This window comes from Bradyrhizobium sp. WSM3983, assembly GCF_000473045.1.
Lineage (GTDB): Bacteria > Pseudomonadota > Alphaproteobacteria > Rhizobiales > Xanthobacteraceae > Bradyrhizobium.
In genome coordinates this window covers 32,534-56,083 of the sequence record NZ_AXAY01000007.1, presented here as the reverse complement: position 1 = coordinate 56,083, position 23,550 = coordinate 32,534, and the positions used below count along the sequence as shown (strand labels likewise).

19 protein-coding genes are annotated in these 23,550 nt (G+C 64.7%); 7 read left to right on the top strand and 12 right to left on the bottom strand.

Going from position 1 to position 23,550, the window contains the following annotated elements; translation table 11 throughout:
* Nucleotides 1–178: 178 nt before the first annotated feature.
* The 10 genes from YUA_RS0113200 to YUA_RS50995 form a co-directional block, all read right to left on the bottom strand.
* Nucleotides 179–1,756 (bottom strand): Do family serine endopeptidase, encoded by a 1,578-nt coding sequence (locus tag YUA_RS0113200; RefSeq protein ID WP_027531124.1) that lies wholly within the window; start codon nucleotides 1,754–1,756, stop codon nucleotides 179–181.
* Between the two features lie 210 nt (nucleotides 1,757–1,966).
* The gene (locus tag YUA_RS0113195; protein ID WP_027531123.1) at nucleotides 1,967–2,449 is read right to left on the bottom strand and encodes a cytochrome c-type biogenesis protein; all 483 of its coding nucleotides are present in this window, start codon (nucleotides 2,447–2,449) and stop codon (nucleotides 1,967–1,969) included.
* A 4-nt stretch (nucleotides 2,450–2,453) separates the two neighbouring features.
* Nucleotides 2,454–4,436, bottom strand: coding sequence for a heme lyase CcmF/NrfE family subunit (locus tag YUA_RS0113190; protein WP_027531122.1), 1,983 nt, complete (start codon nucleotides 4,434–4,436; stop codon nucleotides 2,454–2,456).
* Nucleotides 4,433–4,978 (bottom strand): cytochrome c maturation protein CcmE, encoded by a 546-nt coding sequence (gene ccmE, locus YUA_RS0113185; protein WP_027531121.1) that lies wholly within the window; start codon nucleotides 4,976–4,978, stop codon nucleotides 4,433–4,435. The genes YUA_RS0113190 and ccmE overlap by 4 nt, the downstream gene beginning before the upstream one ends.
* A gap of 37 nt (nucleotides 4,979–5,015) precedes the next feature.
* Nucleotides 5,016–6,131: a c-type cytochrome biogenesis protein CcmI gene (gene ccmI, locus YUA_RS0113180; protein ID WP_027531120.1), complete on the bottom strand. Its 1,116-nt coding sequence runs from the start codon at nucleotides 6,129–6,131 to the stop codon at nucleotides 5,016–5,018.
* Between the two features lie 131 nt (nucleotides 6,132–6,262).
* Nucleotides 6,263–6,532: a hypothetical protein gene (locus tag YUA_RS0113175; protein ID WP_027531119.1), complete on the bottom strand. Its 270-nt coding sequence runs from the start codon at nucleotides 6,530–6,532 to the stop codon at nucleotides 6,263–6,265.
* Between the two features lie 100 nt (nucleotides 6,533–6,632).
* A complete protein-coding gene (locus YUA_RS0113170; RefSeq protein WP_027531118.1) occupies nucleotides 6,633–8,036 on the bottom strand; it encodes a hypothetical protein in 1,404 nt (467 codons plus the stop codon).
* Between the two features lie 149 nt (nucleotides 8,037–8,185).
* Nucleotides 8,186–9,562 (bottom strand): sensor histidine kinase, encoded by a 1,377-nt coding sequence (locus YUA_RS0113165; RefSeq protein WP_027531117.1) that lies wholly within the window; start codon nucleotides 9,560–9,562, stop codon nucleotides 8,186–8,188.
* Between the two features lie 106 nt (nucleotides 9,563–9,668).
* Nucleotides 9,669–10,340 (bottom strand): response regulator transcription factor, encoded by a 672-nt coding sequence (locus tag YUA_RS0113160; protein ID WP_027531116.1) that lies wholly within the window; start codon nucleotides 10,338–10,340, stop codon nucleotides 9,669–9,671.
* Between the two features lie 230 nt (nucleotides 10,341–10,570).
* Nucleotides 10,571–10,726: a hypothetical protein gene (locus tag YUA_RS50995; protein ID WP_177248457.1), complete on the bottom strand. Its 156-nt coding sequence runs from the start codon at nucleotides 10,724–10,726 to the stop codon at nucleotides 10,571–10,573.
* A 235-nt stretch (nucleotides 10,727–10,961) separates the two neighbouring features.
* On the opposite strand from YUA_RS50995, the gene YUA_RS0113145 reads away from it, so the two are divergent.
* The 7 genes from YUA_RS0113145 to YUA_RS0113110 all read left to right on the top strand — a co-directional run bounded on the left by YUA_RS0113145 (nucleotide 10,962) and on the right by YUA_RS0113110 (nucleotide 20,996).
* Nucleotides 10,962–11,930, top strand: a complete 969-nt coding sequence (locus YUA_RS0113145) for a Ku protein (protein ID WP_027531115.1) — start codon at nucleotides 10,962–10,964, stop codon at nucleotides 11,928–11,930.
* A 58-nt stretch (nucleotides 11,931–11,988) separates the two neighbouring features.
* Nucleotides 11,989–12,219 carry a hypothetical protein gene (locus tag YUA_RS0113140; protein ID WP_027531114.1) on the top strand — a complete coding sequence of 77 codons (231 nt, stop codon included), beginning with the start codon at nucleotides 11,989–11,991 and terminating at the stop codon, nucleotides 12,217–12,219.
* A 233-nt stretch (nucleotides 12,220–12,452) separates the two neighbouring features.
* On the top strand, nucleotides 12,453–12,596 hold the full coding sequence (locus YUA_RS0113135) for a hypothetical protein (protein WP_245285158.1): 144 nt from the start codon (nucleotides 12,453–12,455) through the stop codon (nucleotides 12,594–12,596).
* Between the two features lie 186 nt (nucleotides 12,597–12,782).
* Nucleotides 12,783–12,947, top strand: coding sequence for a Flp family type IVb pilin (locus YUA_RS0113130; protein WP_027531112.1), 165 nt, complete (start codon nucleotides 12,783–12,785; stop codon nucleotides 12,945–12,947).
* A 2,063-nt stretch (nucleotides 12,948–15,010) separates the two neighbouring features.
* Entirely contained in the window at nucleotides 15,011–16,666 is a 1,656-nt protein-coding gene (locus YUA_RS0113120) for a thiamine pyrophosphate-requiring protein (protein WP_256375365.1), read from the top strand.
* A 124-nt stretch (nucleotides 16,667–16,790) separates the two neighbouring features.
* Nucleotides 16,791–19,274 (top strand): GAF domain-containing protein, encoded by a 2,484-nt coding sequence (locus tag YUA_RS0113115; RefSeq protein WP_027531109.1) that lies wholly within the window; start codon nucleotides 16,791–16,793, stop codon nucleotides 19,272–19,274.
* Nucleotides 19,275–19,352: 78 nt separating this feature from the next.
* A complete protein-coding gene (locus YUA_RS0113110; protein ID WP_084292536.1) occupies nucleotides 19,353–20,996 on the top strand; it encodes an alpha/beta-hydrolase family protein in 1,644 nt (547 codons plus the stop codon).
* Here YUA_RS0113110 and YUA_RS0113105 read toward each other — a convergent pair whose 3' ends face one another.
* Both YUA_RS0113105 and YUA_RS0113100 read right to left on the bottom strand, forming a co-directional pair.
* Complete coding sequence (locus tag YUA_RS0113105; RefSeq protein WP_027531107.1) at nucleotides 20,997–22,586, bottom strand: MDR family MFS transporter; 1,590 nt, start codon at nucleotides 22,584–22,586, stop codon at nucleotides 20,997–20,999.
* Nucleotides 22,587–22,748: 162 nt separating this feature from the next.
* Nucleotides 22,749–23,264: a YcgN family cysteine cluster protein gene (locus YUA_RS0113100; RefSeq protein ID WP_027531106.1), complete on the bottom strand. Its 516-nt coding sequence runs from the start codon at nucleotides 23,262–23,264 to the stop codon at nucleotides 22,749–22,751.
* Nucleotides 23,265–23,550: the final 286 nt, after the last annotated feature.

The following is a 23,550-nucleotide window of genomic DNA, read 5'->3' as shown; positions in this document are numbered from 1 at the left end:
GCGGTGAAGCTGGGGGGACCTCACCGCCCTAGGCCTTCCGACGGAGGGGGGCGTATTCCACCGGAAGGTAGGAATGGGGAGCAAGCGTTGCGCTGCTCCCCGGAAGAGTGCCGACGGCGGGGGCGACTGATGCCGGCGACACACTTCATCTCGTAAGCCTCCTGAGGCCTGGCCCTTGTCAGCCCTTGGCGATGGGCACTGCGACGAAGCGCGACTGACCGCCGCTCTTCACCCGCATCAGGACGCTGTTCTTGTTGTCGGTCCGCGCCGTGTTGATGGCGTCGCGGACGTCGCCAGCGGTGCTCACGCTCTTGCCGCCGACTTCGAGAATCACATCGCCTTCCTTGAAGCCGCGCTCGGCCGCGGCGCTCTTCGGATCGACCTCAGTGACCACGACGCCGTCCTTGCCGGCGCCGGCCACGGAGTTGGCGGGCGCAACCGTCATGCCGAGCTTCGGCACGTCGGTGCCCTTGCTGGCGCCCTTGCCGCTGTCGTTATCGACGTCGGCCTTGGCCTCGACCGTGTTCGGGAGCTGGCCGAGGGTCAGGTTCACGACCTTGTCCTGGCCCTTGTGCAGCACGTTGAGCTTCACGGTGGCGCCGGGCGCCATGCCGCCGATGGTGCGGGCGAGTTCGCGGGCATCCCTGACGGATTCGCCGTTGACCGACGTGATGACGTCGCCGGACTCGATGCCGGCCTTGGCGGCCGGACCGTTCGCCTGGGGCTCCGCCACCAGCGCGCCTTCGGCCTTCTTCATGCCGAGGCTGTCGGCGATGTCTGATGTCACCGGCTGGATCTGCACGCCGATCCAGCCGCGGCTGACCGAACCCTTGTCCTTGAGCTGGGCGACCACGCTCTTCACGGTGTTGGCGGGGATCGAGAACGCGATGCCGACGCTACCGCCGGAGGGCGAATAGATCGCGGTGTTGACGCCCATCACCTCGCCGTCGGTGTTGAAGGCCGGACCGCCGGAATTGCCCTTGTTCACTGGCGCGTCGATCTGGATGAAATCGTCATACGGGCCGTTGCCAATGTCCCGACCGCTGGCCGAGACGATGCCCGCGGTCACGGTGCCGCCGAGACCAAAGGGGTTGCCGACCGCGAGCACCCAGTCGCCGATCCGCGGCTTGCCGTCGGCAAGCTTGGCAAACGGGAAGTTCGAACCACCCTCGACCTTGATCAGAGCGAGATCGGTGCGCTGGTCGGTGCCGATCACCTTGGCGGTGTAGGTCTTGCCGTCGTCGGTGGTGACCTCGACCTTGTCGGCGCTGTCGACCACGTGGTTGTTGGTCACGGCAAAGCCGTCAGCCGAGATGAAGAAGCCGGAGCCCTGGCCCTGAACCACGCGGCCACGACCGCCCTTCAGGCCCGGGATGCCATCCGGGCCGCCGAAGCGGCGGAAGAAACGCTCCATCGGCGAGCCCGGCTGGAACGGCGAGGCGGAATCATCGCCGTCGTCGTTGCTCGCGGTCTTCTCCTTGATGTTGACCTTCACCGAGATCACCGAGGGCTTCACCCGCTCGACGATGTCGGCGAAGCCGATCGGACGTTCGACCTTCTTGACCTCGTTGTTGACCTGCGCGTGCGCCGGGCTGGAGAACAGGTTGGCGGGCGACGTCGACGGGCTGAAGCCGTGGACGGCGATGCCGAGACCGGCGACGACCGAGGCCATCAGTGCGATCCTGCGGGCGGAAAATACCGACCGGCGCGGTTGCCGGTAGGACGGAAGGTTCGTGAGATCGGGACGGTCGGTCATGCAGAGGTCTCCAGGGCCTTGAAATCCATTTGGTGCCAGATGGCGGCACCTTGCGAACCTGAACATGGGGACTTGCGCCTTACCGCGCGCTGGCTGCGGGGTTAAACTTTTGTAATGAAGGATGCTCCGCGATGCGGCAGTTTAACGCAGGCCAAAAGTCGCAATCGTACAGGAACTTAACAAGGTTCCGGCGACAGGCGCCGCGCGGCTCTAGCGAGATGTCGCATCGTCTGACATCAACGCGGCGAGCCGCGTCTGTTCGTCGGGCGTGAGCGGCGGCAGCGGTACATCTGCACCGACCTGCGCGCGGCGTCGGTTTTGCCGCCACAGCGCAAAGCCACCGCCGGCCAGCAGCAGCGGCGCGAGCAGCCACAGCAGCATGGTCTGCCGTTCGAAGCGCGGCTTCAGCAGCACGAACTCGCCGTAGCGCGCGACCAGGAAGTCGAGCACCTGAGAGTTGCTGTCGCCGGCCGCGATCCGCTCGCGCACGAGAAGCCGCAGATCGCGCGCGAGTGGGGCATCGGAATCGTCGATCGACTGGTTCTGGCAGACCATGCAGCGCAGCTCGCGCGACAGGTCGCGCGCGCGCGCCTCCCTCGCGGGATCCGACATGATCTCGTCGGGCTGCACGGCATGCACCGCCGGCATGGCCAGCAGCACCAGCGCGACGATCGCGGACATTCTCCGGCGCATCGCGTCACTCCGCAGGTTGCAGGCGTTGCTTGGTCCGCGCCGGCTTCGGCGCACCGACCCGCAGGCGCCGGTCGGACAGCGACAGCACGCCGCCGAACGCCATCAGCACAGGGCCCCACCAGATCATGAGCACCAACGGCTTGTGATAGATGCGCACGGCGATCGCGCCTTCGGCGGTAACATCGCCGAGCGAGATGTAGAGCTGACTCGCGCCGCGGGTCAGCAGCGCAGCCTCGGTGGTGGAGGAGCCGCGCGTGGTGAAGCTGCGCTTCGACGGCGTCATGACGCTGAGCGCTTCGCCGCCCCCACTGACGTTGAACTGGGCAATCATCTCGCGGTAGTTCGGCCCCTGCCGCTCGAGCAGACCGTCGAGCTTCAGATCATATCCGGCGACCTGCGCAACGTCGTTGGGCTTCATGGTCGCGATATATTCGCTGTTCCAGGTGGTCTCGCAGACAATGCCGATAAGGGCAACGCCGAGACCGGCATGCGCAAACGCGGCGCCCCAGGCCGAGCGCGGCAAACCGCGGGCGCGGTGCAGCGTCGTCGCGAGCGGCAGGCGGAACAGGCCGGTTCGTTCGGCCAGATCGGTCACGGCGCCGGCGATGACGAAGACGCCAAGCCCGATTGCCAACGGCGCCAGCGCGCTGCCGCCACGCGTCCAGGCCCAAACAATGGCGATCAAGACGAGGCCGGCGACGCCCGCCGCGAGCAGACGCTGAGTGACGCCGAGCAGGTCGCCTCGTTTCCACGCCAGCATGGGCCCGAACGGTACCGCGAGCAGCAGCAATGCGAACAGCGGGGCGAAGGTGAGATTGTAGAACGGCGCCCCGACCGACATTTTGAAATCGGCCAGCACTTCCATCGCCAGCGGATAGAGCGTTCCGAACAGCACGACCGCGCAGGCCACCGTCAGCAGCAAATTGTTCAGCACCAGAGCGCCCTCGCGCGAGATCGGCGCGAACAGGCCACCCTGCTTCAACGAGGTCGCGCGTCCCGCGAACAGCAACAGGCTGCCGCCGATGAACAGGCAGAGGATCAGGAGAATGAACACGCCGCGGGTCGGATCGTTGGCGAAGGTGTGCACGGAGGTGATGACACCCGAGCGCACCAGGAAAGTGCCGAGCAGCGACAGCGAGAAGGTCAGGATCGAAAGAAGGATGGTCCAGACCTTCAGCGCGTTGCGCTTCTCCATCACCAGCGCCGAATGCAGCAGCGCCGTGCCGGCGAGCCACGGCATCAGCGAGGCGTTCTCGACCGGGTCCCAGAACCACCAGCCGCCCCAGCCGAGCTCGTAATAGGCCCAGTAGGAGCCCATCGCGATCCCGAGCGTCAGGAAGATCCAGGCGACCAGCGTCCACGGCCGCACCCAGCGCGCCCAGGCTGCATCGATCCGCCCCTCGATCAGCGCCGCGATCGCGAACGAGAACGAGATCGAGAAGCCGACATAGCCGAGATAGAGCATCGGCGGATGCACGGCGAGACCGATGTCCTGAAGCACCGGATTGAGATCGCGGCCCTCGATCGGCGGATTGACGATGCGCAGGAATGGGTTCGAGGTGATCAGGATGAAGAGATAGAAGGCGCTCGCAATCCAGGCCTGAACCGCGAGCACATGCGCGCGCAGCGACAGCGGCAGATTGTTGCCGAAGGCGGCAACGAGACCGCCGAACAGTGCCAGGATCGACACCCACAGCAGCATCGAGCCTTCATGGTTTCCCCACACCCCGGTGATCTTGTAGATCAACGGCTTCATGGAGTGGGAGTTCTCGTAGACATTGGCGACCGAGAAATCCGAGTTCACGTGCAACGTCACCAGCGCGATGAACGACGCGCCGACGAACAGGAGCTGGGCCAGCGCGGTGGAGCGCGCCACGTTCATCAGCGCGGGATCGCGCAAGCGCGCGCCGATCATCGGCACGAAGGACTGGATCAGCGCCAGCGCGAGCGCCAGCACCAGCGCGTAATGTCCGGCTTCCGCGATCACCGCACCGCTCCCTGCGAATTGCCCTGCGCCGTTGTCGCCGAAGGCTTTGCGTCACTAGAAGGCTTGGGGTTACCAGAAGGCTTGGTGTCACCAGAAGCTTTGGCGCCGTAATCGTCCTTCCAGTGCCCCTGCTTCTTCAGGGCATCGGCAACATCCTTGGGCATGTAGGTCTCGTCGTGCTTGGCGAGCACGGTGTCGGCCTTGAACACACCGTTGGCATCGAGCGCGCCTTCGGCGACGACGCCCTGCCCTTCACGGAAGAGATCGGGCAGGATGCCCTTGTAGGCGACGGGCAACTTGGCACCGCCGTCGGCCACTTCAAACGTCACCGCGAGATTGTCGCCGCGCTGGAGCGAGCCCGGCTGCACCAGGCCGCCGAGGCGAAAACGCTTGCCGGGCTGGACGTGCTTTTCGGCCACCATGGTCGGCGTCGAGAAGAACACGATGGAGTCGCGCAAGGCATTGAGCACCAGCGCGGCTGCGAGCGCGAGCACGGCGAGCGAGCCGCCGATGATGGTCATACGTCGCTGCTTGCGCGTCATGGCGTATCCGTTCTCCGCTCGTCTCGTGCTGCGACTGTCATCCGTCGAGTCCGAGAGTCTTGAGGCCTTCGTTGAGCTGGCGCAGCCGCTCGGAATTTTTGGCGACCGCCTGGCGGGCGTCGGTCGAGGCGCCCAGCGCCTTGTCGCGATCGCCCATCACCAGATAGGCGCGCACCAGACGCAGCCAACCCTCGACATCGTCGCCGTTCTGCTTGAGGCGCGTGGCGAGACGTTCGACCATGCTGCGGATCATCGCGTTGCGATCGCCGTCGTTCATCTCCTTGGACGCTGCGATGGTCTCGTCGGACAGCGCCGGCATCGTCACGCCGCCACCGCCGACCCTCGCGAGCGAGGTCTGCACCAGAGGCCGCCACGGCGCATCCGCCGGTGCTTTCGCCAGCAGCGCGCGCCAGATATTGGCCGCATCATCCTTGCGGCCGTCCTGCTCGGCGGCGAGCCCGAGGAAGTAGTTTGCCTTGGGATCGTCGGCGTTGAGCGCATGCGCGCGCTCGAGCTCGGTTTTGGCTTCCGCCGTCACCACGCCGCTGGCGGCAGCCGTGATCGCCTCGCCGAGATCGGAGCGGCGCTCCGCGCTTTCGCCGTTATAGGTGATCGAGTTGCGATAGGCGCGCACGGCCTCGTCGAAGCGGCCAAGCCGCTCCAGCACCGGCGCGAGCACATTCCAGCCGCGGCCGTCGGTCGGATTTTTTTCCAGATGTTGCTGGACCTGCACCACGAGGTTCTCCAGCGACTGCGCCATGCCCTGCCCCGCTCCGCGCTCCCGCTGCGCCAGCGGAAAGTCGTGAAGCGCCGGCGAGCCGAGCGGAACGTAGATCGCGGCCGCCACCAGGGGCAGGCCGACCAGCGCCAGCGCGGCAGCCGCGCGACGCCATTTCAGACTGGATGTCGGCGAAAGCGCAGACTCGCTGCCGGCGGCGGCGAGGAGCCTGCGGCTGATCTCGACGCGCGCCGCCTCGGCCTCCGGTGCGGCGATCAGTCCTGCCGCGAGATCACGCTCGATCTCGGCCAGTTGATCCTTGTAGACCGCAACCTCGCTGCCTTGATTGTCAGGACTCGCGCCACGGCCGAGCGGCCAGAGCACGGCGAATATCGCCGCGACCGTCATCAGCGCGAACACGAACCATAGCGTCATCTGGCAAGCTTCCGGCGGCGCGCGAGCCGCGCCTGTAGGTGGCTTTACACCACGGCCGGATGATGCGGCAATTGACAATTGTCAATTTGGCGCGAGCGCACATAGTCCCGAAATGGTGAAAATCCAACGGCTTAGCCGATCTCGAAGTCCACGCTTTGAGCCGCATCCTCGCCATGCCCGTTGAAGGCCTTCAGGAAGTATGTTCCCGGCTCGATTGCCTCAGGCAATCTGATCCGCAACGCCCCGACGGGAACGGGCGATGCAACCCTGGTGACGGTCTCAGGCAGTTGCCGACCGCTTGCCTTTTCGACCAGGACCATCTTCGCGCCGACCATTAGCCTTTGATATTTGGCAACAATGACGCGGTTTTCAATTTCGATGGAGCTGATAACGGGTTTCATGCGCCCACAAATAGAAATTCCAGAAGCTTGCACGGGGACCGTAGGGCCCACAACCGGCAGCGTCAACCTCAAATTGTGATCACGAAAAGATGCGCTTGGATCAGCTTGCCCGGGTCGATTTGCGCTCGCCCGTCGCCGCATTCTCTGCGGCGCGGCTCATCAGCGAGGCATAATCGTCGCCAAACAGCACCTGGCAGAAGCGGATCGCGGCCTGCACCTGCTGCTGCCGGTAGGTGCGGACCTTGTGATCGGCGGCGCGCAGCGACTGCACCAGCTGCTCGGTCGACCGCTCCACATATTGCTGGAGGTCGGAATAGGTACGCAGCGTCACCTCGTTGATCGCGAGCTCGCTGGCATAATTGCGGCAGGTTGCGACGAAATCGATCAGCGCCACGGTTTCCTCGACTTCGGTGCTGTCGATCCGCGCGCCCGGCGGAATGTCCTTCTCGGGGCGCTGGCGCAGGATGCGGCGGACGCGGCCGGGAACGCTGTCGATCTCGGACTGCAGCGCGTTCGAGATGTCGGCCCGGATCGAGGTCAGCTGCTTGCCCCAGGCGGAATCGTTGCGCAGGTCGAGCTCGGTGCGCAGGCCACGGGCGCCGTCATGCAGCGCCTTGAGATTGTCGGCGACGGTCTCGAAATGGCCGCGCTTGATGTCCATGCGCAGATTGGCGGCTACGCGGGCCAGGTCGTGCAGGGCTATCGTGACGGCAACGCCATAAGGCGTTGCCGCGACGCGGATCTCGTCGTCGGATGCGGCAATCTTGATGGCGAGGCGAATGATCTGCCACGGCGCGGTCATGCGCTGGACCACCACCGACAGTGCAAATGGCAGCATTTGCGGGGTCTGGAGCACGGGAATGTTGAGCGCAGCGGTCACCGAGGCGATCTGGGGATCGCCGAACGCGCGCAGGAAGCGCGGCAGCTTTTCATTGAGCGTGCCGATGGCCTCGCGAACCCCGAGCACCGCGCCGATCGAATAGAGGTCCTCGATCACGCTGGGGGGACCGACGCGGGCGAGCGCACGCGACTTGTCGCCGCCGCCTGGCCCCGTCAGCTCGAAGATGGCGTCCGCGGCTACGACCTGAAGCTTCAGCGCCAGCGCCTCGACCTGCCCCACACTATCTGCAGTCGGCATGCGCGCCAGCGACACCTCGAATTCGTTGATCTTGTTCGGGGCGCCATCGCGGCCGAGCCATTGCCAGATCGGATGTAGCGAGGAGCGGCGGATCTGTCCGACCCTGGTTGGGGCACCGGCCTCGACCAGGAACGGTTCCAGCACCTGGAACAGCAACCGCGACAGGTCGTCGGTGCGCGGCGGCGGGGCTTCGTCGGCCTCGGTCTTGCGCACGATCTTGCGCAGCTGCTCGAGCACGAGGGTTGCCACCGCGGTGTCCTGGCCGCGCTCGAGCGCGCGCTCGAACTCCCGCATCAGCAGCGCCTGCGCCTGCGGCGGGAGCTGCGCGAGATATTCCCTCAGCCGCTCGATCGATGTCTGGCTCATGCGCCCGGGTGATGCACGGTAAAATGGTGGACGTAGGATGCGTCCTCCCACGATCATAGGTGGGCGCGCCTTAAGAAGCCGTTGAGGAAGTCGCTCCGAATACCGCCGGTTTGACCCGCAAGCCCAAATAATCGTGCAGGATCAGAGGATTATATTCCCGGCAACACCAGCTCGGCCCGCAGGCCTCCGATCGGTGCGCTGCCGAGCGAAAGGCTCCCGCCATAGAGCGCGGCGAGGTCGGTCACGATCGACAGGCCGAGCCCCGAGCCCGGCTTGGACTCATCGAGCCGCTGGCCGCGCCGGGAGACCTGGGCGCGCTCGGCCTCCGACAGGCCGCGCCCGTCGTCATCGACGATGAGCCGCAGCCTGGGGCCTGCGCCGGCCTGGGTCGGTGCCTCCACCAACACTTCGATGAAGACGCGCGACGCCGCCCATTTGCAGGCATTGTCGACGAGGTTGCCGACCATCTCCTCCAGATCCTGCCGCTCGCCGCGGAATTTCGCCGACGGATCGGCCTTGGCCTCGACGGCAATGCCGCGGCCGCGGTGGATCTTCTCCATGGTTCGCCGCAACGCTTCGATGGCGGGCGCAACCTCCGTCACGGTGCCGACGACCGAGACCCTGGCCGCCATGCGGGCGCGTTCCAGATGATGGGCGAGCTGGTTACGCATCACGTCCGCCTGCTCCATCACCTTGGCCGCGAACGGATCGGCGGCGTGCGAACCGGCCTCGTTGACGATCACCGACAGTGGCGTCTTGATCGCGTGGGCGAGATTGCCGACATGGGTGCGCGCCCGCTCCACGATCTCGCGATTGGCGTCGATCAGCGCGTTGGTCTCGCGTGCCAGCGGCGCGATCTCGACCGGGAATTCGCCCTCGAGCCGCTCCGCCCGCCCCGATCGGATGTCGGCGATCGATTCCGAGATGCGCTTGAGCGGCGCGAGGCCGAAGCGGACCTGGAACACGGTGGTCAGCAGCAGCACGACACCGAGCGCAGTGAAGGTGCCGCCGAGATAGTAATCAAAGCTCCGCGTCTCGTCGAAAATCTCGGTGTCGTCGCCGGCGACGCTGACCAGATATTTGCCGTCGGCGCCGAGATCGACGGGGCGCTCGACCATGCGCAAATTCTGCCCTTCCGGCCCGTCAACATAAGCGAGGCGAATGCCGGCTGCGGTGAGCTCGGTGCCCCGGTCTTCCAGCTTCGGCAGCTTCTTGTCCCAGAGCGAGCGCGAGGACCGTACCTCCGGCTTCTCCGTGTCGGTGCGCGTGATCTGCCAGTACCAGCCGGACAGCGGCAGCTCGAACAGGGGCTCGCCGAGCGACTGGAACTGACGGTCCGGCGGCTCGTCGGGGGTCGCGACCTCGGCGATCAGGGTGCGGAGATAGAGGTTGAGCCGGCGATCGAAGGCGCGTTCGCTCGCGTTCTTGTAGACCGACGACAGCACGACACCCGTGATGGCCAGGATCACCACGAGCCAGGCGGTCGCCGACAGGAACAGTCGGTTGGCAAGCGAGCTGGCGGGCATCGGAATGATCCCGGAGGCGCGAGGTGGCGGCATGGCGTCGGCGGTCATGACCGGACCAAGGCCCGTGTCGGGCCGCCCGTCAAGCCAAGATGCTTCGAAGGACCCCTCAGGCGCCCGGGGCCGGCGGGGTCAGGAGATAGCCGAGGCCGCGGACGGTCTGGATGATGTCGACGTCGAGCTTCTTGCGGATGCGGCCGACGAAGACCTCGATCGTATTGGAGTCCCGGTCAAAATCCTGGTCGTAGAGATGCTCGACCAGCTCGGTGCGCGACACGACGCGCCCCGAATGGTGCATCAGGTAGGCCAGAAGCCGATATTCGTGCGAGGTCATCTTGACCGGATTGCCGGAGACGCTGACCCGGCCGGTGCGGGTGTCGAGCGTGACCGGGCCGCAGCTGAGTTCGCTCTGGGCATGGCCGGTCGAGCGGCGCAGCAGCGCGCGGATCCGCGCCAGCACCTCCTCCAGATGGAACGGCTTGGCGACGTAATCGTCGGCGCCGGCGTCAAAACCCTGGACCTTGTCGCTCCAGCGGTCGCGCGCAGTGAGGATCAAGACCGGCATGGTGCGGCCGTTGCGGCGCCAGGCCTCCAACACCGAGATGCCGTCCTTCTTCGGCAGACCGATATCGAGCACCACGGCGTCATACGGCTCGTTGTCGCCGAGATAGTGCCCCTCCTCTCCGTCGAAGGCGCGGTCGACGACATAGCCGGCGTCCGTCAGCGCCTTGGTGAGCTGGCGATTGAGATCGGGGTCGTCCTCAACAACGAGCAGGCGCACGCTTCTCTCCAGAAATAGGCCGCATGAACACCGCAACAGATGAGCAATTCCGGCGTGAACTGAATATGAACGCGGGGAACCGGTCGCGTTACTTTTTGGTCATATACGATGTGTTCGCCCCCGACGCGACTGCGCCCGCCATGCCACCGGACGAGGCCTGTAGCATGGCGGGCGCAATGTGCCGCGTTAGCGGGTGAGTCGGAAGCCCGGCCTTCCCGTAGATTTAACCGTCAGGTCCGGAAGAACACGAACCAGATGACGGCAAGAATCAGGATCGCAAGCCCGGTCGAGATGGCGAGCAGCGCGGCCACCGACGGGCCAGGTTCGCCCTGGCGTGCCTCGGTCGCAGTTTCGACGATCTGACGGTCCTCGCGCGTGGTTGCCATGGTGACCTCAATCCCTGGATGTCGCCTCCGATGACCGCGACCTCATCACGGCCATTTGTCCTGAGCCAACGCCTGATCCGATTTGATGTTCCGGCGTTTTGCCGAGGGATCGGGCAGAACCGCAGGGTCAGCGACTGGTTAACGCAGTTGCAAGAATCCGCACTGAGCCGTGTATGATTCGCTGTTCCCCGATGGTATCCTCATAAGTCTGTCCCTGTTGCGTTTGGAGTAGCCCATGGCCCCCCGCGCCAATTGGAAGGGTTTTCTGCGTCTCTCGCTCGTGACCTGCCCGGTCGCGCTGTATCCGGCCACGTCGGATACCGAGAAGGTCTCGTTCAACCAGATCAACCGCAAGACCGGCCACCGGATCAAGTATCTGAAGGTCGACGCCGAGACTGGTGACGAGGTGACCTCCGAGGACATCGTCAAGGGCTACAAGGTCGACACCGACACCTACATCGAGGTCACCAAGGACGAGCTCGACGACATCGCGCTGGACTCGACCCATACGATCGAGATCGACGAGTTCGTGCCGAAGACCGACATCGACAACCGCTATCTGATCCGCCCCTATTATCTCGTGCCGGACGGCAAGGTCGGCCACGACGCCTATGCGGTGATCCGCGAGACCATCCGCAGCATGGACAAGGTCGCGATCGGCCGCGTGGTGCTGACCAACCGCGAGCACATCATCGCGCTCGAGCCGCTCGAGAGCGGGCTGATGGGCACGTTGCTGCGCTACCCCTATGAGGTGCGCAGCGAGAGCGAATATTTCGATGACATCCAGGACGTCAAGCTGACCAGGGACATGCTCGACCTCGCCAAGCATATCGTCGAGAAGAAGTCCGGCGCGTTCGAGCCCGAGCTGTTCGAAGACCATTACGAGACCGCGCTGATCGATCTCATCAACAAGAAGCGTTCGGGCGCACCGATGGCAGTCAAGTCCACACCGAAGAGCGGCGGCAACGTCATCAATTTGATGGACGCGCTGAAGAAGAGCCTCGCGAGCGAGAAGGACGCAGGCCCCGCAGCGAAGGTCGCCAAGGAGACGGCCAAGAAGCCGAAGAAATGCGTCGAGGGCCAGCGCGAGATGCTGCTGCCGATCTCCGGCAAGGGCGGCAAGGACGCCGCGGCCAAGGAGGCCGCCCCCAAGAAGGCCGACAAGCCGGTGCGCGCGACCACACGGACGAAGAAGGCCGGCTGACAGCGTCACATCCGCGATCGCGCCGTGACGTCTCCCCTCACCGATCGGGCAGCCTGACATGCCCTGGTCGACGCCGTTCGACGATCCGATCGGCTTGCGCGGCGGCGCCAAGCTGCGCACGCTGCAAGAGGCCGCCGACTTCATCATGGAGTTGCCCGAAGCCGAGCAGCAGGAGCCGCGCTGGCAGAGCGCGATCGAGATGCTGATCAACGCGGCGGAGACCGGCGGCGGTTGGCTGATGTTCGCGCGCATTGGGATGCTGCGGGCGTTGAACGCGGGCGGTCGGTAGGGATAAGCCGCGATCGGCATGCTTGCCGATCGGTTGACGAACAGCCTCAACAATCCCTTAAGCGGCCGAGGCAATTTCGCCACCAAATTGTCATCGTGTCGCACCGGGTATTCCTACGGGAGCCAAAATTAACCTCCGATTTCCCTTACGCGCAGCATGATCCGGCCCTCGATCGAGCCAGGGTTCGCACCTTCGTGCCGCAGCAGAACGCCAGAAAGAACTACATCGGGATCGTGAGTGACACGACCGAGGAAGAGCGCATCGCCGACGGTGCAGCGCGCGTGCAGCCGGAAGTGGTGGGCTATCTGGTCGGCCGTCTCGCGGCCGTGCTGGGACGCGCTCGCAAGGACGCGCCGGGACGCACCACCACGAGTTGAGGCGGGCCGGCTTCCGCTCATTTGAATTGGATAATGAAACCTTCGTTTAACGGCTGATACGTTAAGACACGGCAGGCAGGGTTCGGCCGAGCCTTGTATATTTGACGCGCGCAAATGCCCGTCGATCACTTTACCAGTTTGATAACGCTGCGCGCCTACATTGGACCGGATGATGAGGAGTTGGCGATGATTTTGCTCAGGTCTTTTCTTGCCGACGAAAATGGCGCCACTGCGATCGAGTATGGCCTGATCGCCGCCGGCATTGCGCTTGCCATCGTCACGGTCGTGACCAACACGGGCAGCGTCCTCCTCAGCAACAAGTTCAACTCGATCAGCGCAGCCGCGAAGTAACTTCGTCGTCGTGTCACGCCTCGCGAAGCAATCCCAGAGTCCTTCCGCTGAGGGATTCTGGATTGCTTCGCTTTCGCTCGCAATGACGGAGCACGAGGCATTCGTGCTGCCGTAGGATGGGTAGAGCGAAGCGAAACCCATCAAGATTCTTCCGCGTTGAAGCATGATGGGTTTCGCAAGTGCTCTACCCATCCTACGGCCTCGCAGACATACCTTCGCGTTCTCGCGGCCTGTTTCGCCCGAGCTTTGCTTGGTCGCCTCACCCTCCATTGAAAGAGGGCGCAGGGAAGGCCGGGAGCCGGCTGGCTCCCATCGACCGCTATGCCATGAGTAGATTGCGCTACACTGCACAGCGGGTAACAGGGCAGCCGGAGGCATCCCGGCCTTCCCTGCGCGGATGGTTGGAACGGCTTATGACGTGCTCTCCGGGGAGCGATGCACTATTGCCCCCGTCGCCATGCAGATCACTGATGTGCGTGCCCGATCGGGCCGCCACATCACCGCAGGACTTGACGCACAGGCTCCGGGCGCCAGGACCACACGACTTCTCCGTCCGCGCACATCCTCGCATGCATCCTTCCCGGCTGGCGTGCGCTCACCGTGAAAGCCCTGCGAAGACGCTGTCAGCGCCGTGTCGTGCCACGCGAAGCGCTGCTCACGGTTGCCCGCCCTGCAGCCAACTTCCCGCGCCGACGCCGTCGCGGCCACCGCATCCCAGCCCCGTCTCGTGACGATCGCGAAACGCCCTTGTGGCGGGCGGGATATTTCGACTTGTACGGCAAAACAGAATTTCTGTAAATACGAATAGTTTGACGGCCGCCGATTGACCCAGCGCTGGCGTGTTTTGCCCGTCGGGCGACACAAGGGATCGTGGCACGGATGGAGGCTCGCACCCCATTTCCGTCAACTTTGACGGTCACGTGGGTGCTGATATTCTTCGCTGCGCGGCTCGAGGAGCCATGCTGTCAATCATTGACCAGGGCAATTTGAAGGATGCCGATGAGACGCACAACGCTCCTGGCTCTCAGCCTCTTCTTTGTCTGCGCCTGGTCGCAGGACAGCGCGAGAGGCCAGAATTCGGCCACGCCGCCGGTTTCTCTCGCCCCGCCCCATGCAACGCCGCCGCATGCGGCCGCCAAGAACGCCAGGCCCAAGGGAGAACCGGCAGTGGTGACAAACGATAGAACCCCGCCGGCGGCCGGCAGAGAGCCTTCGCCACCTGTGATTGGCGCACCTCCTCCGCCGCCAAATCCAGCCGCCGATTATGATGGCTTCAGCGCCAGTACCGACGACAATGACGCACCGAGTCAGATGGCGCCGCCCGTGAAATCACGCGCAGCGAAGGGCTCCAGTCGGGATACAAATGGCCTCGACGCGCAGTCATCGATCGATCAGGAAGACGAGGCGCTGAGGCGTAAATTGACCATCTGCAAAAACTGCAAATAGTGCGTTTGCCGCTGCCGGGCCGACCAACGCCTGTGGCGGCTGGCAAGTCCGGGCGGCCTGATGCGCGCACCATATGGCTGATCTAGCTCAGCGATGGTGTGTTTTGTCCGCCATGCAACCTCACGAAAGCGTTGAATTTTCCGCTCGCGGAGCCGTGAAGAGACTTCGTCAGCCGTGCGGGACGAAACAATCGACCTTGAGATTGAAGCCGCTTTCCAGCTGTCGCGAAGTCACAGCAAAACATCGCCGGGCTATCGTTGCAACTCGTTTTGGTACGGAGAGGCAACAATGCGTTCGCATCAGGCTTTCGTCGCTCCAGCAATTATTCTCTGTTGCTCGCTGTTGAGCATCGCCACTCTGGTGATGATCGGGGCGTGGTGAAATCGGGTTGAACGACCATGCACGAAGAATTTACATCGCTTGCCTTTCTGGCCGTCACCGTGGCCGGCGTTGCATTACTGGGATCAGGCCTGCTCGCACTGGTCTTGGTGGGATAGGCCGCTCCCCGTCTGGGTGCACGCTCGCGCTGCATAGCTGCTCTCTGCGTGCGAAGCGGAGCTTTACCATCCCCCAAATTCCTGATCCTCTCTCGTCCAATCGGCCGGACCAACCGGCCCCTGCCGGAGGAGAGAGACGCCATGAAGCTCGGCACCGCCATTGCGGAAATCATGCGGCGCGAGGGGATCGAGATCCTCTGCGGCTATCCCGTCAATCACCTGATCGAGCACGCGGCGAAGGCCGAGATTCGCCCGGTGATGGTGCGGCAGGAGCGCGTCGGGGTGCACATGGCGGACGCGATCTCGCGGGTTACGTCGGGGCGCACGATCGGCGCGTTCTGCATGCAGCACGGGCCCGGCGCGGAGAACGCGATGGGCGGCGTCGCGCAGTGCTTTGGCGAATCCGTGCCCGTGCTGGTGCTGCCGATGGGCTATCAGCGACGGCTTGCGCATATCGAGCCGAACTTCAATTCCAGCGAGGCGATGAAGCCGTTTTCGAAATCGTCCGAGCCGATCATCCTCGCAGCCGAGGTCACCAACATTTTTCGACGCGCTTTCACCAAGTTGAAGAACGGCCGCGGCGGGCCGGTGATCGTGGAAATTCCCGCCGACATGTGGAACGAGGAGGTGCCGGAACCGCTGAACTACACGCCGGTGCTGCGGACCCGCTACGGCGCCGACCCCGTGCACGTGAAGGAAGCCGCCGCTCTGCTCGTCAATGCCAAGCGTCCGGTGATCTATGCCGGCCAAGGCGTGCATTACGCGCAGGCATGGCCGCAATTGAAGCGGCTTGCGGAACGGCTGGCCATTCCTGTTACCACGAGCCTCGGCGGCAAATCGTCATTTCCGGAGACGCATCCGCTCTCGCTCGGCTCGGGTGGTCTTGCGGTGCCGCGCGCGGTGCCAAAGTTTCTCGCCGAGGCCGACGTCATCTTCGGCATCGGCTGCTCCTTCACCGAGACCAGCTTTGGCATCGCAATGCCGAAGGGAAAGACCATCATCCATTCCACGCTTGATCCCAATCATCTCAACAAGGATGTCGAAGCCAAGATCGGCCTCGTCGGCGACGCCGGTCTCGTGCTCGACGCGCTGCTGGAAGAGATCGGCAAGACCGTCAATGCGGATCGCGATGCTTCCGCGGTCGCGGCCGAGATTGCGGCCTCGCACAAGGAGTGGCTGGCGAAATGGATGCCGAAACTCACCAGCAACGATGCGCCCTTGAGCCCCTATCGCGTGCTGTGGGACTTGCAACACACCGTCGACATCGACAACACCATCATCACCCATGACGCCGGCAGCCCACGCGACCAGCTCTCGCCGTTCTGGAAGGCGGTCACACCCCTCTCCTATCTCGGCTGGGGCAAGACGACGCAGCTTGGCTATGGCCTTGGCCTCGCGATGGGCGCCAAGCTCGCCAAGCCTGACAAGCTCTGCATCAATGTCTGGGGCGATGCGGCCATTGGTTTTACCGGCATGGATTTCGAGACCGCAGTGCGCGAACGCATCCCGATCATGTCGATCCTGCTCAACAATTTCTCGATGGCGATCGAACTGAAGGTGATGCCGATCTCGACGGAGAAATATCGCTCGACCGACATTTCCGGCGACTATTCCGCGATGGCACGCGCCTTCGGCGGCTACGGGGAACGGGTGACAAGGCCTGAGGACATCATTCCCGCGATCAAGCGCGGCATCCAGAAGACGCAGGATGGCATTCCCGTGCTGCTGGAGTTCATCACCAGCAAGGAGACCGAGGTGTCGCGGCCCGGGACGTGAGCCGGCCGGAGTGTCACCTCTCCCCAGCGGGGAGAGGTGACACTCCGGGCACTGGCTCCGGCCGCAGGAGATGTGATAATCCGGGATGGTGCCGCGCATGGCGCGGCATTCAGCCGGAATGCGAATGACCACCCTTCCCAACGATGTCGCCGGGATCGACGAGCTCAAGCGGCAATTGCAGTCGGCAGCCGTCGAGAACGCGCGGCTGCGCGATCGGCAAAACGCCAGCGCCGAGATCTTGCGCACCATCGCCGCCTCTCCCTCCGATGCCCGGCCCGTCTTTGCGGCGATCGCGTCCAGCTCAAAACGCCTGCTCGGCGGCTTCTCCGCTACCGTGCTCCAGTTCATCGGCGATGAGCTGCACCTCGTGGCGTTCACGCCGACGAGCCCGGAAGGCGACGCAGGGCTGCAGGCGTCGTTCCCGCGGCGGATCGAGGATTTCCCGACCTTTGGGCTGGTTCGCGGCGGCGAGACGATCCAGTTTCCAGACAGCGAAGCCAGTGACGTGCCGGAGTTGAATCGCGATCTGGCGCGGCTGCGCGGCTTCCGCAGCGTACTGTTCATGCCGCTGATGAACCGCGGCGCGGCGGTCGGCATGATCAGCGTCACCCGCGCCGAGACCGGCGCGTTCGCGCCTGACCTCGTGCAGCTGCTCCAGACTTTTGCCGACCAGGCGGTGATCGCGATCGAGAACGCGCGGCTGTTCAACGAGACGCGCGAGACGCTGGAACGCCAGACCGCCACGGCCGACATCTTGAGAGTAATGGCGGCTTCGCCCTCCGACGTGCAGCCGGTGTTCGACGCCATCGCCGCCAATGCCAACCGGCTGATCGGCGGCTTCTCCACCGCCGTGCTGCGCTATATCGACGGCGCTGCACATCTTGCGGCCTTCACGCCGGGGGATCCCGAGGGCGATCGCGTGCTGCAGGCATGGTTCCCGGTGCCGTTCGCGCAGTTTCCGGCCTACCAACTCACGGCCAATGGTCAATCGGCGCAGTTGCCCGATACCGAGCTGGAGCCGGCTGCACGCGACATCGCGCGCGCCCGCGGCTTTCGCAGCATGCTGTTCACGCCGCTGATGAGCGAGGGCGAGGCCAAAGGCGTCATCGTCGCCACGCGGCGGACGACCGGCGCGTTCGCCGAGCATCACGTGCGGCTGTTGCAAATCTTTGCCGACCAGGCCGTGATCGCGGTCAAGAATGTCAGCCTGTTCAACGCCACCAGGGAGGCGCTGGAACGGCAGACCGCGACCGCCGATATCCTCAAGGTGATCGCGGCCTCGCCCGCCGACGTCACGCCGGTTTTCCAGGCGATCTCCGACAGCGCCAAGGCGCTGGTCGGTGGCCATTCCTCCACCGTCACCCGCGTCATCGACGGCATGCTGCATCTGGCCGCCTTCACCACCGACAACGAGGCCGGCAATGCAGAGCTGCTCAGCACGTTCCCGGCGCCGCTGTCGGCACCAGGCATTCACAGCCGGGTGGCGACCAGCGGTGAGTACGCCTTCCGCAGCGACATGCAGAACGAGGCCGACCTGACCGAGGCGATGCGGGAGCTGGCGCGGACGCGCGGCTATCGCAGCATCCTCGTGATCCCGATGCTGCGCGACGGCGTTGCGATCGGCACCATCGGCGTGACGAGGCCCGAGGCCGGCCCCTTCCCCGACAAGGCGATCAGCCTGCTCAAGACCTTTGCCGACCAGGCCGTGATCGCGATCGAGAACACGCGCCTGTTCAACGAAGTGCAGGACCGCACGCGGGAGCTTGCGAAATCGCTCGACGATTTGCGCGCGGCGCAGGACCGGCTGATCCAGACCGAGAAGCTGGCCTCGCTCGGCCAGCTCACCGCCGGCATCGCGCACGAGATCAAAAACCCGCTCAACTTCGTCAACAATTTCGCCGCGCTCTCCGCCGAGCTCACGGACGAGCTGAACGAGGTGCTTGCGCCCGCCCCGCTCGCAAACGATCTCCGCAGCGACGTCGATGAGCTGACCGGAATGCTGAAGGACAATCTGCAAAAGGTCGTGCAGCACGGCAAGCGCGCCGATTCCATCGTCAAGAACATGCTGACGCATTCGCGCGAAGGCGGCGGCGAATATCGGTTGGCCGACATCAATGCGCTGGTCGAGGATAGCCTCGACCTCGCCTATCATGGCGCGCGCGCCGAGACGCCGCAGTTCGACGTGACGCTCAAGCGCGAGCTTGATCCGGCGGCAGGCTCGGCCGAGTTGTTTCCGCAGGAGATCACGCGGGTGCTGCTGAACCTGGTCTCGAACGGATTTTATGCGGTGGCCAAGCGGAAGGCGGGGACCGACGCCGGCTACGAGCCGATCGTGACCGCCACGACGCGCGACCGCGGCGACACCATCGAGATCCGTATCCGCGACAACGGCATCGGCATTCCCGATGACGTGAAGGCAAAGATGTTCAATCCGTTCTTCACCACCAAACCGGCCGGCGAAGGCACCGGCCTCGGACTGTCGATGAGCCACGACATCGTGGTGAAGCAGCACGGTGGCACGATCGACGTCGCAACGGAGCCCGGTGCGTTCACGGAGTTCACGATTTTGCTGCCGCGGAAAAGCGGGTTTTCAGACAACAGCAGGTGATAATTGCCGCTGAGTGCTTTCCAGAAACTGGCGTGGCTCATCCGGCGGCAAATGCTGTCGCTGTCCGGCGTCGGCCTCATGCTCGGCGCCCTGTTCTTCGCCGCCGCGCTGACGCCGACGCTGATCCCGCGGAGCTATCTCACGCAAGGCGCCCTCGCCGGCGCTTGTTTTGCGATCGGCTATCTCGCCGGAAACCTCTGGCGCTGGCTATGGCACTATCTCGAACTGCCCGAGCCCTCGCCGCAGCTGAGATCCAGCGCGAATGCGCTGGTCGCGGCCGGCTGCCTGATCGTCGTCATCGTCTATCTGTGGCGGGCAGCCGGATGGCAGAACTCGATCCGCGCCGTGATGAAGATGCCACCGGTCGAAACCGCACATCCGCTCAAGGTCTGCGCCATCGCCCTGATCATGTTCGTGGTGCTGCTGGTGCTGGGGCGGCTGTTTGCGCTCATCTCGCGGTTCCTCGCTGTCCGCACGAAGCGCATCATTCCGCGAAAGGTCGCCAATGTCCTCGGCGTCTTGATTGCAGGCCTGCTGTTCTGGTCGATTGCCAGCAATCTCCTGATCAGCACGGCGTTTCGCGCGCTCGATTCGTCCTTCCGCGAATTCGATGCCTTGTTCGAGCCCGAGCGGCCACAACCGACCGATCCCGGAAAAACGGGAGGCGCGGCATCGCTGGTGAAATGGACGGAGCTCGGGCGCACGGGACGCCGCTTCATTGCCTCAGGTCCGACCGCAACCGGGATCAGCGCGGTCACCGGACAGGCTGCGCAGGAGCCCGTGCGTGTCTATGTCGGCCTTGCCGGCGCCGGCACGGCGCAGGCGCGTGCCAGGCTCGCGCTCGACGAGCTCAAGCGACAGCACGGTTTTGAACGCGGAACACTCATCGTCGTCACGCCGACCGGCACCGGCTGGATCGATCCGGCCGCGATGGACACTGTCGAATATCTCCACCACGGCGACGTCGCGAGCGTCGCGATGCAGTACTCCTATCTCAACAGCCCGCTGTCGCTGCTATTTCAGCCCGAATACGGCGCGGAAGCCGCGCGCGCGCTCTTCTCTGAAATCTATGGCTACTGGACGACGCTGCCGAAGGACCGGCGGCCGAAGCTGTACCTGCATGGGCTGAGCCTCGGCGCCCTCAACTCGGAAAAATCCGCGGAGCTGTTCGAGACGATCGGCGACCCCATTGCAGGTGCGCTGTGGAGCGGGGCGCCGTTCGCGAGCCGCATCTGGCGCTCGGTCACCGCGAACCGCAATCCGGGCTCGCCGGCCTGGCTGCCGGAATTCCGCGACAGCCGCTTCGTGCGTTTCATGAACCAGAATGGGCCGACGGTGCCGGCAGATGCGCCCTGGGGCCCGATGCGCGTCGTCTATCTGCAATATGCAAGTGACGCGATCACGTTCTTTGCCTACCGCGACGCCTTTCAGGCGCCGGCCTGGATGACGGCGCCGCGCGGGCCCGACGTATCACCGGAGCTGCGATGGTATCCAATCGTCACGATGCTGCAGCTCGCGCTGGACATGGCGGTCGCCAACGGCGCGCCGATGGGCTTTGGCCATGTCTACGCGCCCGAGCACTACGTCGATGCCTGGGTCGCGGTCACCGATGTCCGTGATTGGTCCGCCGAGGCGCTGGCGCGGCTCAAAGAACAGCTTGCGGCGAAAGCGCGGAAGACCGGCGCAGACAATCCCGGCGACGATGCCGACCGCGGCGGCTAGCTACTCCGCCATCTCGACCGGTTGCGTGGTGGTGGGACCGGCCAGCGGCCGCTCCTCCATCATGATCAGGCACAGCGCGGCGGTGGTCATCAGCGCGGTCGCAGCCGCAAAGACGTAGCGGAACGCGTGCCGCATGTCCTCGGTCGGGATCGCGGGGATGCTGCCCGCGGCGTGATGCTCGCCGGCCAGCGGAATGTCGGCGCCGAGCGCGATCAGCAGGATGGCGGCGAACGCGGCGACCGTGAACGAGGACATCAGCGAGCGGAAGAAGTTCATCGCGCCGGTGATGGTGCCGACCTGCGGACGGGCCACCGAATTCTGCAGCGAGACCACGCAGACCGGGAAGGTCGTGCCGAGGCCGAGCGCAAACGCGGCCATCAGCGTCAGCAAAGCCCATAGCGGCAAAGTCGTCAGCGTGAGGCCGAGCGCGCACAGCGCGGCCCAGGACGTGCCGATAATCGCGACGCGCTTGTAATGCCTGGCGCGCGCCATGGTACGGCCGGCGACCGCCGCACCCACGGTCGAGACCGCTGCGAGCGGAATCAGTGCAAGCCCCGCCTCGCTGGCGCTGAGGTGATAGACCGACTCGTAATAGAGCGGCAGCTGCACGGTGAGGCCCGTGATCGCCCCGAGCCCGCAGCCGCCGGCGGTCAGCGCGAAGGGCGCGACCGATCCCGAGAGCAGCGGCAGCGGCAGGAACGGCTCGTCCGACCGGCGCGCGTGCCACACGAAAGTCACCGCGAGTGCGACGGCGCCGCCCACCATCGACAGCACGGTCGGCGAGAGCCAGGGATAACGCGTGCCGCCCCAGGTCAGCACCAGCATGAAGACGACGGCGGAGGCCATCAGCAGCACGCCGCCGAGCCAGTCGACCTTGCGCTTGCGGTGAAACACTGGGATCTTCTTCATCTTCGGCAGCAGCAGCGCGAGGGCTGCAGCTGCGAGCGGCAGGTTGATCCAGAAGATCATGGACCAGTGCAGATGCTCGGCGAACACGCCGCCGATGACGGGGCCGAGAATGCCGCCGACCATCCAGACGCTGGAGAAATAGGCCTGGTACTGGCCGCGCTCGCGCGGGGACACGACGTCGGAGATCACGGTCTGCACGACCGGCATGATGCCGCCGCCGCCGAGCCCCTGGAGGCCGCGCGCCAAAATCAGCATTGGCATGCTCGGCGCGATCGCGCATAGCACCGAGCCGGCAATGAACAAGCTCAACGACACGATCAGCATGGCCTTGCGGCCGTAGATATCGCTCAGCGTCCCGAACACCGGCGCGACCGCGGTCGAGGCGAGCAGATAGGCGGTGATCACCCAGGATAGGTTCGAGACGTCCTGGAACTGGCGCCCAATGGTCGGCAGCGCAGTGGCGACGATGGTCTGGTCGAGAGCGGCCAGGAACATCGTCAGCATCAGGCTGATGACGATGGTGCGGACCTCATCGGACGACAGCGGTGCAGGCGGCGAGATCGGCGGTGCGTCGCTGACGCTCATGACCTCGCCCGGAAGGCGGGTCAGTTCCTCGGCGATGTCGTCGGGCAATGTCTGGATGTCGGCAGGCTGGCTGCTCTGCCGTGTGAACTGGTTCATCTCGGGCTGTCAGATCGAGCGTGTTGCGGTGCAAAGCCGCGAAGGATTCGTTCTATGAAGCCCAATCTAGACAGCAAAGTTCTTCTCAGGCAGGCACCGCGGCGCATGGGTGCATCCCGCACCGCGGTCATCCCGAACAAGTGATCCGGAACGGCGGGCAGATCAGTCCTTGGGACGTCGCTTCAGGCGTGCCCGCTTCGGCACCTGCGCCGGCCATTGCACGAGGTAGTTCTCGAGCTTGTCGTCCGGGACCTCGTCCTCGGTGCCCGCGACCCGGCCGCGCACGGAGACGCCGGCCTCGTGCACCGTATTGGGATCGCCTGAGATCAGCGGGTGCCACCAATAGAGATCGCGGCCCTGGGCAACGAGCCTGTAGCCACAGCTCGGCGGCAGCCAAGGCAGGGTGCGGACCTTTTCGGGAGTCATGACGACGCAGTCCGGAACGAAGTCGAAGCGATTCGCGTAGTCCTTGCAGCCGCTGGTGCAGGAATCGAGCATCTTGCAGCTGACATCGGTGTAATAGATCTTGCCGGTATCCTCGTCTTCGAGCTTGCTCAGGCAGCAACGGCCGCAGCCGTCGCACAGGCTCTCCCATTCGGCCGTCGACATGTCCTCCATCTTCTTGGTTTTCCAGAAGAATCCATCCTGGTCTGAAGGTCGTTTGCGTGCTGCGGTCATGCGCCTGATACGATTCCAAAGAGCTGCGGCCAGCGCCATCTAGGGCGTGCGGCCCTGGGCCTGCAAGCAACGCCCCCGCAAGGCCCGTAATGAACCGGGGTTCAATTAGGCCTGTTGTTCAAAATTGCGAGCCTGACCATTGGTTTATAAGCCCCGCTCGGCTAGAAGAACAGCAAGTCCCCACGGACGCGAAACGGGCGCCTTGGGTTTGCCGCAACAATCCCGCAAGACGTCTCGATGCCGCCCCGGCCGGGTGCTTGAACGCTTTCGAAGCGAGCCTCAAGGG